This is a genomic window from Azospirillum brasilense (genome assembly GCF_007827815.1).
Taxonomy (GTDB): domain Bacteria; phylum Pseudomonadota; class Alphaproteobacteria; order Azospirillales; family Azospirillaceae; genus Azospirillum; species Azospirillum brasilense_C.
On record NZ_VITH01000012.1, the window covers coordinates 179112 to 191762 of the forward strand.

The window sequence follows — 12651 nt, forward strand, 5'->3', positions numbered from 1 at the left end:
CGATCCGATGACCCGCGTCTATCTCGACCACAACGCCTCGGCGCCTCTGAAGCCGGTGGTGAAGGCGGCGATGATCCAGGCCATGGATCTCGCCGGCAACCCGTCGTCGGTGCACGGCTTCGGCCGCACGGTCCGCCGCGCGGTGGAAGAGGCGCGCGCCCAGGTCGCCGCCCTGGCCGGGGTGCGGCCGGCCCAGGTCTTCTTCACCGGCAGCGGCACGGAAGCCAACAATCTGGCGCTGCGCGGCTTTCCCGGCCGGGCGGTGCTCACCTCCGCCATTGAGCATGATTCGGTGCTGGAGGCGGTGCCCGGCGCCGCCCGCGTCCCGGTGGACCGCGACGGCGTCGCCGACCTCGCCGCGCTCGACCGCCTGCTCGCCGACGCAGACGGTCCCATGCTCGTTTCCCTGATGCTCGCCAACAACGAGACCGGCGTGATCCAGCCGCTGGCCGAGGCGGCGCGGACTGCCCATGCGCGCGGCGCGCTGCTCCACTGCGACGCTGTCCAGGCCGCCGGACGCCTGCCGCTCGACCTCGCGGCGCTCGGCGCCGATTTGCTGACCCTGTCGGCCCACAAGATCGGCGGCCCCGCCGGGGTGGGCGCCCTGATCCTCGCCGACGGGCTGGAGCCGGAGGCGCTGATCCGCGGCGGCGGGCAGGAGAAGCGCCGCCGCGCCGGGACCGAGAACGTCGTCGGCATCGCCGGCTTCGGCGCCGCCGCGCGCCTCGCGCGGGAGGAGCTTCCCGACAGCGCCCGCCTGACCGCCCTGCGCGACGCGCTGGAGGCGTCGGCGCTCGCCGCCGTTCCGGCCGCGCGGGTGATGGGGGCCGGCGCGGCGCGGGTCGGCAACACCAGCAACCTGCTGCTGCCCGGCGTGGCGGGGGAGACGCAGGTGATGGCGCTGGACCTCGCCGGGGTGGCGGTCAGCGCCGGGTCGGCCTGCTCCAGCGGCAAGGTAAAGCCGTCCCACGTCCTGGCCGCCATGGGCGAGGACGCCGGGGACGCCGCCTGCGCCATCCGGATCAGCCTGGGCTGGGACAGCGACGAGGCGGCGGTGGAGCGTTTCGCCGCGGCCTACGCCGCGATGGCGGCAAGGCTGGCGCGTGCCCCTGCGGCGTAATCGCCTCTCCATGAGCTCCACCTCCCGCCGCGGGCCGTGTAAGGTTGCGCGGCGCCCCGCATCTCGGTATCACCCGGCCGAAGGAACGGCGACCCGCCGGCCTCGCGGTCGACCTGTGCAGCGTTTCAACGGACGGCAAGCATGACGACATCCGATTCCGGCCCGCCGCAGTCTGCCAAGGGCGGGACTCCCAAAGGGATCGCCGGGACCATCGACGGCGATCTGGAGCCGTGCTGGCTGTGCGGCCGTTCGGTCGCCGCGCGCGCGATGTTCTGCCATTCCTGCGGGGCGGTGCAGGCGCCGCGCCCGCTCGACCATTTCACCCGGCTGGGTCTGGAGCGCCGCTTCGACATCGAGCCGGAAGCGTTGGCCCGCCAGCACGCGGGCTTCTCCCGCGCCATGGACCCGGAGCGCTTCGCGGCGCGCGGCGCGCGGCAGCAGGCCAACGCCCGCGCCCAGGCCGACGCGCTGGCCGAGGCCCACGAGACGCTGCGCGACCCGGTGCGCCGCGCCCGCTACCTGCTGGAGCTGCTGGACGCTCCCGCCGCCGCGTTGACCGCGGAGGAGGACGAGGAGGTGACGGCGCTGGCGGACCGGCTGGACGGCGCCCCGGACGTCGCCACGGTGGACCGGCTGGCCCAGGACATCGGGCAGCGCGTGGAAAGTTGCATCAAGTATCTTGCCATTGCCTTCCGCAACGGGCAGACCGACAACGCCGCGCGGATCCTCGCGCGGCTGGAGCGGTTGGAGGCGCTGGCGGCCGAATCCCGGACGCGGCGCTCCGGCCTTGCCCCGAAGACACCCTAACCACCGCCACTCGCACACCGACGCCTTTGTTCAGGAGAGCACCCCAATGCCCAAGATGACCTTCATCGAGCCGAACGGCACCCGCCACGAGGTGGACGCCCCGCTCGGCCTGTCCGTGCTCGAGGTTGCGCACAAGCACGGCCTGGACCTGGAAGGCGCCTGCGAGGGCTCGCTCGCCTGCTCGACCTGCCACGTCATCGTGGAGCCGGAGTGGTTCGACGTGCTGAACGAGGCCTCGGAGGACGAGGAGGACATGCTCGACCTCGCCTTCGGCCTGACCAAGACCTCGCGCCTGGGCTGCCAGATCATCGTCAGCGAGGAGCTGGACGGCCTGACCGTGCGCCTGCCCGGCGGCACCAACAACGCCATGCGCTGACCCACCGCCGCGGCGCCTTGCAGGGCTGCCACGGCTTGAACCCGCCACCGGGAAGCCGGCGCGCCGCCCCCTTCGCGGGGCTGCGGCGCCCCGGTTCTCCGGTGGTGAATTTTTTGGGAACCGGCCCATATAGGGCGCCATGACCTCCTACGCCAATTCCCTCGGCATCGCCAAGCGTCCCCAGGACACCCGCGTGGTCGTCGCCATGTCCGGCGGCGTCGATTCCTCCGTCACCGCCGCCGTCCTGCGGGAGGAGGGCTACGACGTGGTCGGCATCACGCTGCAGCTCTACGACCACGGCATCGCCCTGCAGAAGCCGGGCGCCTGCTGCGCCGGGCAGGACATCTACGACGCCCGTCAGGTCGCCGACCGCATCGGCATCCCGCACTATGTGCTGGATTACGAGGGCAAGTTCTCCCAGGACGTGATCGACGACTTCGCCGACACCTATCTGCGTGGCGAGACGCCGATCCCCTGCGTGCGCTGCAACCAGCGGGTCAAGTTCCGCGACCTGCTGAACACCGCCCGCGACCTCGGCGCCGACGCGCTGGCGACCGGCCATTACGTGCGCCGCGTCCAGGGGGCAGCGGGGGCGGAGCTGCACCGTGCCATCGATCCCGGCCGCGACCAGAGCTACTTCCTGTTCGCCACGACGCGCGAGCAGCTGGAGTTCCTGCGCTTCCCGCTGGGCGGCCTGACCAAGCCGGAGACCCGCGCCCTGGCCGAGCGCCACGGGCTGGAGGTGGCGGCCAAGCCGGACAGCCAGGACATCTGCTTCGTCCCCAACGGTTCCTACGCCGACGTGGTGGCCAAGCTGCGCCCCGGCTCGGTCGAGCCCGGTGACATCGTCCATGTCGACGGGCGCGTGCTCGGGCGTCACCGCGGCGTGGTCCATTACACGGTGGGCCAGCGCAAGGGGCTGGGCATCGGCGGCATCCGGGGCGAGGAGGAGCCGCTGTTCGTCGTGCGGCTGGAGCCCGGCCAGCGCCGCGTCGTCGTCGGCCCGCGCCGCGATCTGGCGCGCCGTGTGGTGACGATCCGCGAGGTCAACTGGCTCGGCCCCGCCCTGGCCCCCGGCGAGGGGCTGGAGGTCGAGGTGAAGCTCCGCTCCGCCCAGCCGCCGGCCGCGGCGGTGTGGCGCCTGGGTTCGGACGGCACCGCACAGGCCGAACTGCACGAGCCGCAATACGGCGTCGCCCCCGGCCAAGCCTGCGTCGTTTACCAGGGCGATCGGGTGCTGGGCGGTGGCTGGATTGCCGGAACAGGGGCCTGACGAAAACTTCGCAAAAAGTGAAATTTCAGCGTTGACACCCCGGCCCCCCTGGAATACATAAGCGGCCCCGGCACGAACCGCGGCGGCCAACACCGAAACGGACCGCGCTGGGAGATGATGGTAAGCACGATGGCAGCGTAGCTCAGTGGTAGAGCAGGGGAATCATAATCCCTTGGTCGGGGGTTCAAATCCCTCCGCTGCTACCATCATAAAGGCCAGTCAATCCGATGGGTTGGCTGGCTTTTTCATTTCCGGTTCATGCCCCATGAGTGCCGTTAGACTCCCGGTTAGACACGTCAGGAACCGCGGCTGTTCGGCACGGATTGTCACCGACGGTAGGGCCCTTGGAACCGCGTGGTTGTATGGACGTGCGCGAACATGTCGCGCCGGTCGGCAGGTGGCGTTCGGGTAGGGTCGGCAGGCGTGCGTATGCCTGCCACCGCCTTCCGAAAATCGAGACCCTTCATTCCGTCATGGGCGCCAAGACGAACCTGCAAGCCGCGTTGGCGAAGCATATGGCCGGGGATCTGCGTGCCGCCGAGGCGCTGTACCGGGACATGATCCGCCGCTCTCCCCGTGCTCCCGAGACGCGGCATGCCCATGGCAACCTCGGCGCCATCCATTTGGTCGAGGGGCGTTTGGAGCAAGCGGAGCTGAGCCTGCGCGCGGCCTTGCGGCTTGCGCCCAACGACCCAGGCGTGCTCGGCAACCTCGGGCTCGCGCTTCGTGGGCGTGGCCGTCTCGACGAGGCGGTGTCGTGTCATCGCAAAGCGCTCAACGGCGCCCCGACCTCCACCAACGCGCTCAACAATCTGGGCGTGTCGTTGACGGAGCGTGGCGATACGGAGGAAGCGATCGCTTGCTTCGAGCGGCTTCTCGGGCTGACGCCGGGCGCCCCGGATGCATTGTTCAACCTCGGCGTCGCGCTCGAGCGGGCGAACCGGCTCGAGGAGGCCGCCCGTCATTACAGAAAGGTTCTGGACCGGGCGCCGGGGCACATGGGCGCGCTGAACAACCTAGGCAACACCCTGGGCGAACTGGGTGCCGTGGACGAGGCGCTGGATTGTTACGGTCGCGCGCTGTCCCTCGATCCCGAGAACGCCGACGCCCATTGGAACCGCGCGCTGACGCGGTTGCTGCTCGGCGATTTCGCGAACGGATGGCGTGAATTCGAATGGCGCTGGAAAGCACCGGTCATGCAAGGCCAGCGTCGCCGGTTCAACCAGCCGGCGTGGAATGGCGGGCCGCTGACCAGCCGGACCATCCTTCTGCACGCCGAACAGGGGCTGGGCGACACGCTCCAGTTCCTGCGCTTCGTGCCCTTGCTGCTGGACGCAGGAGCGACGCGCGTCCTGCTGGAGGTCCAGCCGCCTCTTCTGTCCCTGTTGCGGGCGTCCCCGGCCGTCGAGGGCGTGGAGGTGATCCCGCGTTCCTCCGACTTCCCAGGTGGGAGCTATCTGCCACCCTTCGACCTGCACGCGCCGTTGATGAGCCTGCCGTTGCTGCTGAACCGCAGCCATCCCGCAGCGCCGGACACCCCGTTGCTGCGCGCTTCGGAGGCCGCCGCCGGCATCTGGACGGACCGTCTGACCGCCGCAGCGCCGAGCGCCCGGATCCGTTGCGGCCTCGTGTGGGCCGGGCGGCGCGAGCACGCGAACGACCGCCGCCGCTCCCTTCCGCTTGCCGCCCTTGCGCCGCTCCGGGAGGTGCCCGGAGTTCAATGGGTATCCCTGCAGGTCGGCCCGGCGGTGGCTGATCTGGCCTGCTGGCCCGACGCTCCCTTCGACGCGTCGCCCTTCCTGACCGATTTCGCGGCGACGGCGGCGGCATTGGCGTCGCTTGACCTTGTCGTCACCGTCGACACCGCCGTGGCGCATCTGGCCGGCAGTCTGGGCCGGCCGACCTGGGTGCTGCTGCCTTTTGCTCCGGACTGGCGTTGGATGCTCGGACGCGCGGACAGCCCGTGGTACCCGACGGCCCGCCTGTTCCGGCAAAGCCGCGTCGGCGATTGGTCGGGCCCGGTGTCCGAAGTCGTCGAGGAGCTGCAACGACTGGCCGATGGGCGGGGCGCTCCTCAATCCTCGGTCAGTGCGTGCGCCATGGCGTCCTGCAACGGCGCCAGCACATAGTCGATGGCCCGGCGCTGGCCGGTGGCGATCAGCACGTCGGCGGGCATGCCCGGATGCAGGGCCGCCGGACCCAGCCGCTCCAGCGCGCCGGGCAGGGGGCGGACGCGGGCCACGAAGTAGGGGGCGTGGGTCGTCGGGTCGGTCAGGCGGTCGGCGGAGACGTCCAGGACGGTGGCGTCGATCGACGGCGTGCGGCGGGGCTTGAAGGCGCTGAGGCGCACCTGCGCGGTCTGGCCGGCCTTCACCACGTCGATGTCCAGCGGGTCGATGCGGGCTTCGATGGTCGGCGGGCCGCTGTCCGGAACGATGTCCATCAGCGGCTCGCCCGGCTTCACCACCCCGCCCACGGTGAAGACGGTCAGACCGACCACGCGGCCCGGAACCGGGGCGCGGATCTCCGTGCGCTCCACCGCGTCGCGGGCGGCCCGCAGGCGGGCGGCGGTCTGGTCCAGGGCGTTCTGCGCCTCCTCCATCTCCCCGGCGATCTCGGACCGGCGGGCCGTCTCCTTGGCGTGGAGCTGGGTGTCGGCGACCGTCACCGCCTGCTCGGCCAGCCGGGCGCGGGCGTTGGACTGGTCACGGGTGCCGGCGAGATCGGCCATGGCGCGCTTCAGCGACAGGACCCGCAGCTTGCGCTCCAACCCCTTGTTGAAGAGGTCGAGCACGCCGGCCAGCTCCTCCTCGATGAAGACGATCTGCTCGGCCGCCGCGCGCTCCTGGGCGCGGTGGGCGGTCACCTCGCGTTCGGCCTGAAGGCGCTGCTCGCGCAGCACGGCCATGTCGCCGTCGTGGCGGGTCCAACGGGCGGCGAACAGCTGCTGCTGCACGGCCAGGGCGCGCCGGGCGGCGGGCGCCCCGTCCACCAGCTCCGCGGGGACGGAGAAGGCGCGCTGGCCGGCGTATTCGGCGCGCAGGCGGGCCATGCGGACCAGGGCGGCGGCCTGTTCGGTGGACAGCTCCTCCAGGGTGGCGCGGCTCTGCGTCCCTTCCAGGCGGAGCAGGGTCTGGCCGGCGGCCACCGTGTCGCCGTCGCGCACCGCCAGTTCGGCGACGATGCCGCCCTCCAGATGCTGGATGGTCTTGCGATTGCCGTCCACCACCACCGTGCCCGGCGCGTGGGCGGCGCTGTCCAGCGGGGCCAGAAAGCCCCAGCCGAGCCCGGCGCCCAGCGCCAGGGCGATCACCGCGCAACCCGCCCGCACCGCCCCGCCGATGGAGGGTTCGGCGCGGCGCGGCTCCACCGGGATGGCGCTTCGGCCCAGCAGCGTGTCGGTCGTCGTCATCTCGATGTCTCCAATCAGGGGGTGGTGGCAGCGGCGACCGGCTGCGGAGTGGCGGGAGTCCCCAGGCGCCGGACCATCTCGGCCCGCGTCGCGGTCTGGTCGATCATGCCGTCGCGCAGCACGACGATGCGGTCCACCGCGTCCAGGACGCAGCGGCGGTGGGCGATCACCACCACCGCGGCCCCGCCGGCCTTGGCCTCGGCGATGGCGCGCAGCAGCGCCGCCTCGCCGGCCTGATCCAGGTTCGCGTTGGGCTCGTCGAGGACGAGCAGGCGGGGATCGCCGTAGAGGGCGCGGGCGAGCGCGATGCGCTGCCTCTGCCCGCCGGAGAGCAGGGCGCCGCCCTCGCCGATCGCCGTCCGGTAGCCGTCGGGGAGGCGGCCGATCATCTCGTGCACGCCGGCCCGCCGCGCCGCCGCGGTGACCAGCGCCGGGTCGGGCTCGCCCAACCGGGCGATGGCGTCCTCCACGGTGTCGCCGAGCAGGCCGACGCCTTGCGGCAGGTAGCCGACATGCCGGCCGCAGTCGTCGCGGTGCCAGCGCCACACATTGTGGCCGTCGAGATAGACGCCGCCCTGGGTCGGCTCCAGCACGCCGACCAGCAGCCGGGCCAGCGTGGACTTGCCCGCTGCCGAGGGGCCGACGATGCCCACCGCCTCGCCCGGCTCCACCGAGAAGGAGAGGCCGCGCAGAGTCGGGCGGTCCGACCCCGGCGGGATGTAGGTCACGCGGTCCAGCAGCAGGGGGCCGCTGGGGCGGGGCAGGGGGACGCCCGGCGCGGGGACCGCGTCCGCCGTGAACAGGCCGCGCAGGCGGCGCAGGCTCTCGCGGGCCGAGGACCAGTTGCGCCAGGAGTCGATCAACTGCTCGAAGGGCGCCAGCGCGCGGCCCATCAGGATCGAGGCGGCCAGCATGCTGCCCGGCGACACCTGCCGGTCCAGAACCAGCATCGTGCCGGCGGCGAGGATCGCCACCTGAGCGGTCATCCGGCAGACCTTGGCGAGCGAGGCGACGGCCTGCGCCCGTCCGGCGGTCCGGTTGACCAGTTGCAGATGGTCGTCCTGAACCGCCTGCCAGCGGCGGCGCAGATTGCCCATCATGCCCATGGCGGCGACGGCCTCCACGCCGTGCGACGCCGCCTCGACCTCGGCGCCATGGCGGCACAGGGCGCGGTTGGCTTCCGCGGCGCCCGGCATGGTCAGCAGGCGGCCGAGCAGACTCACCCCGACCAGACAGAGGATGCTGCCGCCGCAGACGAGGCCGTAGAGCGGGTGGATCAGCGTCAGGAACAGCAGGAAGACGAGGCTGAGCGCGGCGTCGAGCGGCGCGGTGAGGCTCGGCCCGGACAGGAACTGGCGCAGCTCGTTGAGATCGCGCAGAACCTGGGCCGGGCGGCTGGGCCCACCGCGCAGCAGGCCGCCCATCGACGCCTCCAGCGCGTCCATGGTCAGGCTGCGCGCCGCGAGATGGCCCATGGCCTGGGTCAGCCGCCCGCGGATCGCCTCGACCAGCCCGAACACGGCGAAGCAGCCCAGCGCCAGCAGCGACAGGGCCACCAGGGTCTCCACGCTGCGGCTGCCCAGCACGCGGTCGTAGACCTGCATCGTGTAGAGCGGCATCGCCAGTTGGATGAGGGCGAGAAAGACGCTGAACCCGCCCGCGGCGGCGAGGCCGGTGGCGATGCGCCGGCGGATCGCGCGCAGGGCCGGCGTGCTGGCGGTTGGGCTGCGGCGGGATTCCCGTGCGGCCATGGGAAGGGCGCTCCTGTCGTCCGGAGAAGGGAAAGGGGCGCGCCGGGAAGGACGGCGCGCCCGGGACCTCGGTCAGGCGGATCAGTAGAAGGAGATGTCGCCCATCGGGTTGTCGCCCTTCACGATCAGGTCGTGGAAGCCGGTGTCGTTGGCCGCGTTCCACGTGACGACGTAATTGCCGTCCTTCTGCCAGATGCTGTATTGGCCGTCGGCGGGCGCGCTGGTCGAGCCGGCGTAGCTGTAGCTGCCCTTCAGCCAGATCTGGTCCTCGTCCTTGAAGTCGGTGATGGTGTCGGCGTTGCCGGCGTAGATGTCGCCGCTGTCCTTCGTCTCGAAGAAGAACCAGTCGGCCCCGGCCCCGCCGGTCATCTGGTCCTTGCCCATGCCGCCGTAGAGGTCGTCGTAGGTGTCGCCGCCGCTCAGCGTGTCGTTGCCGTCGCCGCCGTAGAGCTTGTCGTACCCGCTCTCCCCGTAGAGCTGGTCGTTGCCGGTGCCGCCGTAGAGCGTGTCGGCGCCGTTGTAGCCCATCAGCAGGTCGTTGCCCGACTCGCCGTAGAGAACGTCGTTGCCGTTCCAGCCGTCCAGCGTGTCGTTGCCGGACCAGCCGAGGATGGTGTCGTTCCCGTCATAACCCTGCACGTAGTCATTGCTGACGCCGTACTTGATCATGTCGAGATAGTCGGCGTTGTTGGTGCCATAGACGTTTGCCATTGATGCGTTTCCTTCGGATCAGGGGATTGTGCCGTGCAAGGGGGAGGGGTGTTCTTCGCCGGCTTTCGTCTTGCCGGTTCGTTCCGAAGACCTCGCCCTTGCACAGTCATTCTCCCCGGATCGGGCATCCGGCACTGTTGCCCACCTCACAGTTTTTGACCGGAGGGGAAAAGGCCCGGCGGTCAGCGCCGCCGATGCAGAATCATCCCGCCATGGTGCAGCACCCCGTCGATGAAGTCGCCGTCGGCGGTGAAGCCGGTGTCGTCCCAATAGTCGATGTGGTCGCCGGTGACCCTATAGCGGCCCTGGTACGCCTTCTCCCGGCTGCCCCGCGCCTCGACGTAGCGGTTGTTGGGGAGAAGCTCGTGGCGGACTCGGCCGTCCTCGGTCACCCACAGGCCGGCATAGGGATGATCCGCTTGCGCCACCCCGGGCCGGTCGGCGGTCTGGGCCAGCGCCTTGCGGTCGGGCAGGGCCTCGGCGCCGGAGGCGAGCAGGGCGGCGGTCAGGGTGGCGGTTCGGGCGAACGCGCGTTTCACGGCGTGCCTCCTTCCGCCGACGGGCGGCGCTCGGCGAACAGCTCCGACAGCGTGCGCGCGGCGGTGATCGCGCGGGGGAAGCCGGCGGGGACGGTCACCATGTAGATGATCTCCTTCAACTCGTCCTCCGAGACGCCGGCGTTGAGCGCGTAGCCGGCGTGGACCTTCATGAAGGCCGTCTCGCCGATGGCGGCGAAGGCGGCGACCGCGGCCAACTGGCGGGTCCGCGCGTCCAGCCCCGGCCGCGCCCAGACGTCACCCAGCGCGTAGGCCTCGGTGGCCTCCGCCAGGAAGGGGAACTCCTCGCGCATCCGTTCCAGATTGGGCTGGGTCTGGCCGTTGTTCAGGCTGCGGATCACCTCGCCGCCGCGCTTAGCGCGCTCCTCCGTGGTCAGGGCGCTGGCCAGGGCGGGGGCGGGCGTCGCCGGAACCGCGGCGAGCAACCCCGCCGCGACGAGGGCGCGCAGGCGCACAGGGGGGCGGCTGAGGGTGTCGGTGCCGTGGGTCATGCTCACATCCTCCTCGATGACGGGGTCAATGACTGGCCGTGGGGCGGACCACGATCTCGTTGGTGTCGACGTCGTCCGGCTGCTCGATGGCGTGCAGGATCGCCCGCCCGATGGCGTCCGGCTTGATGGAGACGGCGCGGTAGCTCCGCATCAGCTCCTCGGCCTCCGGGTCGGTGATGGTGTGGGCCAGCTCCGATTCCACGACGCCGGGGCAGACGCAGGTGACGCGCAGCCGCTCGTTCTCCTGGCGCAGCCCGTCGGAGATGGCCCGCACCGCGTATTTCGTCGCGCAGTAGACGGCGGCGGTCGGTGACACGGCGAGCGCCCCGATGGAGGCGATGTTGATGATCTGGCCAAAGCCCTGGCCGTTCATGACCGGCAGCACCGCGGCGATTCCGTAGAGGACGCCGCGGATGTTCACGTCGATCATGCGGTCCCATTCCTCGACCTTCAGCGAGGCCATGGGGGACAACGGCATGACCCCGGCGTTGTTGACCAGCACGTCGATGCGTCCGAACCGCTCCTGCGCGAAGGCGGCGAAGGCGGCCATGTCCTCGCGGCTCGTCACGTCCAGCGCGCGGACCTCCGCGGTGCCGCCGCCGGCGCGGATGTCGGCGGCCAGCGCCTCCAGCCGGTCGGTCCGCCGGGCGCCGAGCACCAGCTTCGCCCCGGCGGCGCCGAGGACGCGGGCGGTGCCCTCGCCGATGCCGCTGGAGGCGCCGGTGATGAGGATCGTCTTGTCGGTGATCGGGGTCATGGTCTGCTCCTCTCCATCGATCGTTGCAGTGATGGGGAAAAGCTAGAACCACCCGGTGGAATGTTCGAGTTGCCAATCATGAACGGGCTGGTTAGCATTGCTAACCAATGAACGATCCCTTCGAAGGCATGGCGGCGTTCCTGGCGGTGGCCGAGACGCTCAATTTCCGTCGGGCGTCCGAGCGCCTGGGCGTCACCCGCTCCGCCGTCAGCCAGGCGGTCCGCCGGCTGGAGGACCGCATCGGCGTGCCGCTGCTCCAGAGGACGACGCGCAGCGTCCGGCTGACCGACGCTGGCGCGCATCTGCTCGCCGCGACGCGCCCGGCGCTGGCGGAGGTCGGCACGGCGCTGGAGACCATCGCCTCGACGCACGGCGCGCCGGCCGGCACGCTGCGGCTGGCCGTCTCGTCCATCGCGGAAAGCATCCTGGAGGGGGAGGCGCTGGCCGGCTTCCTCGACGCCTATCCTTCGATCGGCGTCGACATCCTGGTGACGGACGAGGAGTTCGACATCGTCGCTGCGGGCTTCGACGCGGGCGTCCGGCTGGGCGAGGCCATTGAGCAGGACATGATCGCGGTCCCGGTCTCCGCCCCGCAGCGGCAACTGGTCGTCGCCTCACCGGCCTATCTGGCCGGGGCCGGCCAACCGGTCCATCCGCGCGATCTTCTCGCCCACCGCTGCATCGGCTGGCGTCCGGCGCCGGATGTGGCGCCCTACCGCTGGGAGTTCACCGAGGACGGCCGCGACTTCGATATTGCGGTGAATCCGCGGGTTGCCACCAACGACATGGGGATGATGGTCCGGCTGGCCCTGGCCGGCGCCGGACTCACCTGCGGCATGGAGGAGACTTTCCGGCCCCATCTGGAGCGCGGCGCGCTGGTCGCCGTCCTGGAGGCGTTCTGCCCGCCCTTCGCCGGCTTCCACCTCTACTACCCGAGCCGCCGGACTGTGCCGCCCCGGCTGCGCGCCCTCATCGACCATTTGCGGGCGCGCAACGGCGGGCGACCGGCCCCCTGACCGCGTCCTCCCCCGGACAAAAAAAGGCGGGTGCCGGAGCCCGCAAGGCCCCGGCACCCGCCGGTCACGGCTGGCGCGTCGCTCCTGTTGTCAGGCGAACCAGGCGGCGACGTTGCCGGTCTGTCCGACGATGGTGATGCGGTTGCCCCCGCCGACGTCGAGGGTGGTGTTGCCGCCCTCGACCCGGGCCGAACGGATCACCGCGCCGAGGTCCATGCCGGCCTCGTAGAGGGCCAGCCGGTCGACCCCGACCTGGAAGTCCATCACCACCGAGCCGCCCGAGGCCCGCCCGAAGGCGAACAGGTCGGCGCCCGCCCCGCCCCACAGCGTGTCCGCCCCGCCGTCGGCGAACAGCACGTCGTTGCCCGCCCCGCCGTGCA

The 12651-nt window shown here is 71.3% G+C and carries 12 protein-coding genes, 1 tRNA gene and 1 pseudogene; 7 read left to right on the forward strand and 7 right to left on the reverse strand.

Annotated features, from left to right (window positions below; translation table 11 throughout):
- Window positions 1-7 precede the first annotated feature (7 nt).
- The 6 genes from FBZ83_RS23380 to FBZ83_RS23405 all read left to right on the forward strand — a co-directional run bounded on the left by FBZ83_RS23380 (window position 8) and on the right by FBZ83_RS23405 (window position 5705).
- Window positions 8-1120: a cysteine desulfurase family protein gene (locus FBZ83_RS23380; protein ID WP_145689121.1), complete on the forward strand. Its 1113-nt coding sequence runs from the start codon at window positions 8-10 to the stop codon at window positions 1118-1120.
- A gap of 141 nt (window positions 1121-1261) precedes the next feature.
- Entirely contained in the window at window positions 1262-1927 is a 666-nt protein-coding gene (locus FBZ83_RS23385; RefSeq protein ID WP_145689122.1) for a molecular chaperone DnaJ, read from the forward strand.
- Window positions 1928-1973: 46 nt separating this feature from the next.
- Entirely contained in the window at window positions 1974-2303 is a 330-nt protein-coding gene (locus tag FBZ83_RS23390; RefSeq protein WP_145679071.1) for a ferredoxin family 2Fe-2S iron-sulfur cluster binding protein, read from the forward strand.
- 139 nt (window positions 2304-2442) lie between these two features.
- Window positions 2443-3576: a tRNA 2-thiouridine(34) synthase MnmA gene (gene mnmA, locus FBZ83_RS23395; RefSeq protein ID WP_145689123.1), complete on the forward strand. Its 1134-nt coding sequence runs from the start codon at window positions 2443-2445 to the stop codon at window positions 3574-3576.
- Between the two features lie 131 nt (window positions 3577-3707).
- Window positions 3708-3782: transfer RNA gene (locus FBZ83_RS23400), tRNA-Met, on the forward strand.
- Window positions 3783-3938: 156 nt separating this feature from the next.
- Window positions 3939-5705 (forward strand): tetratricopeptide repeat protein, encoded by a 1767-nt coding sequence (locus FBZ83_RS23405; RefSeq protein ID WP_145689124.1) that lies wholly within the window; start codon window positions 3939-3941, stop codon window positions 5703-5705.
- On the opposite strand, the gene FBZ83_RS23410 is transcribed toward FBZ83_RS23405, so the two are convergent.
- From FBZ83_RS23410 to FBZ83_RS23435, 6 genes are all read right to left on the reverse strand, one after another.
- Complete coding sequence (locus FBZ83_RS23410) at window positions 5651-6988, reverse strand: HlyD family type I secretion periplasmic adaptor subunit (RefSeq protein ID WP_145689125.1); 1338 nt, start codon at window positions 6986-6988, stop codon at window positions 5651-5653. The genes FBZ83_RS23405 and FBZ83_RS23410 overlap by 55 nt on opposite strands.
- A gap of 14 nt (window positions 6989-7002) precedes the next feature.
- Window positions 7003-8739, reverse strand: coding sequence for a type I secretion system permease/ATPase (locus tag FBZ83_RS23415; RefSeq protein ID WP_145689126.1), 1737 nt, complete (start codon window positions 8737-8739; stop codon window positions 7003-7005).
- An 81-nt stretch (window positions 8740-8820) separates the two neighbouring features.
- Window positions 8821-9450 carry a calcium-binding protein gene (locus FBZ83_RS23420; RefSeq protein ID WP_145689127.1) on the reverse strand — a complete coding sequence of 210 codons (630 nt, stop codon included), beginning with the start codon at window positions 9448-9450 and terminating at the stop codon, window positions 8821-8823.
- 182 nt (window positions 9451-9632) lie between these two features.
- Complete coding sequence (locus FBZ83_RS23425) at window positions 9633-9989, reverse strand: Atu4866 domain-containing protein (RefSeq protein WP_145689128.1); 357 nt, start codon at window positions 9987-9989, stop codon at window positions 9633-9635.
- The gene (locus FBZ83_RS23430; RefSeq protein WP_145689129.1) at window positions 9986-10498 is read right to left on the reverse strand and encodes a carboxymuconolactone decarboxylase family protein; all 513 of its coding nucleotides are present in this window, start codon (window positions 10496-10498) and stop codon (window positions 9986-9988) included. The genes FBZ83_RS23425 and FBZ83_RS23430 overlap by 4 nt, the downstream gene beginning before the upstream one ends.
- 25 nt (window positions 10499-10523) lie before the next feature.
- A complete protein-coding gene (locus FBZ83_RS23435) occupies window positions 10524-11255 on the reverse strand; it encodes an SDR family oxidoreductase (protein WP_145689130.1) in 732 nt (243 codons plus the stop codon).
- A gap of 107 nt (window positions 11256-11362) precedes the next feature.
- Between FBZ83_RS23435 and FBZ83_RS23440 the strand changes: the two genes are divergently transcribed.
- On the forward strand, window positions 11363-12271 hold the full coding sequence (locus FBZ83_RS23440; protein ID WP_145689131.1) for a LysR family transcriptional regulator: 909 nt from the start codon (window positions 11363-11365) through the stop codon (window positions 12269-12271).
- Window positions 12272-12361: 90 nt separating this feature from the next.
- Here FBZ83_RS23440 and FBZ83_RS23445 read toward each other — a convergent pair.
- Window positions 12362-12651 (reverse strand): annotated as a pseudogene (locus tag FBZ83_RS23445) (hypothetical protein); the annotation flags it as partial.

Bases quoted from the DNA above. Each gene is read 5' to 3' on its own strand.
- FBZ83_RS23385 (WP_145689122.1), top strand. From the start codon at position 1,262: ATGACGACATCCGATTCCGGCCCGCCGCAGTCTGCCAAGGGCGGGACT.
- FBZ83_RS23435 (WP_145689130.1), bottom strand. From the start codon at position 11,255: ATGACCCCGATCACCGACAAGACGATCCTCATCACCGGCGCCTCCAGC.
- FBZ83_RS23420 (WP_145689127.1), bottom strand. From the start codon at position 9,450: ATGGCAAACGTCTATGGCACCAACAACGCCGACTATCTCGACATGATC.
- FBZ83_RS23430 (WP_145689129.1), bottom strand. From the start codon at position 10,498: ATGACCCACGGCACCGACACCCTCAGCCGCCCCCCTGTGCGCCTGCGC.
- FBZ83_RS23415 (WP_145689126.1), bottom strand. From the start codon at position 8,739: ATGGCCGCACGGGAATCCCGCCGCAGCCCAACCGCCAGCACGCCGGCC.
- mnmA (WP_145689123.1), top strand. From the start codon at position 2,443: ATGACCTCCTACGCCAATTCCCTCGGCATCGCCAAGCGTCCCCAGGAC.
- FBZ83_RS23410 (WP_145689125.1), bottom strand. From the start codon at position 6,988: ATGACGACGACCGACACGCTGCTGGGCCGAAGCGCCATCCCGGTGGAG.
- FBZ83_RS23440 (WP_145689131.1), top strand. From the start codon at position 11,363: ATGAACGATCCCTTCGAAGGCATGGCGGCGTTCCTGGCGGTGGCCGAG.
- FBZ83_RS23390 (WP_145679071.1), top strand. From the start codon at position 1,974: ATGCCCAAGATGACCTTCATCGAGCCGAACGGCACCCGCCACGAGGTG.
- FBZ83_RS23380 (WP_145689121.1), top strand. From the start codon at position 8: ATGACCCGCGTCTATCTCGACCACAACGCCTCGGCGCCTCTGAAGCCG.
- FBZ83_RS23405 (WP_145689124.1), top strand. From the start codon at position 3,939: ATGGACGTGCGCGAACATGTCGCGCCGGTCGGCAGGTGGCGTTCGGGT.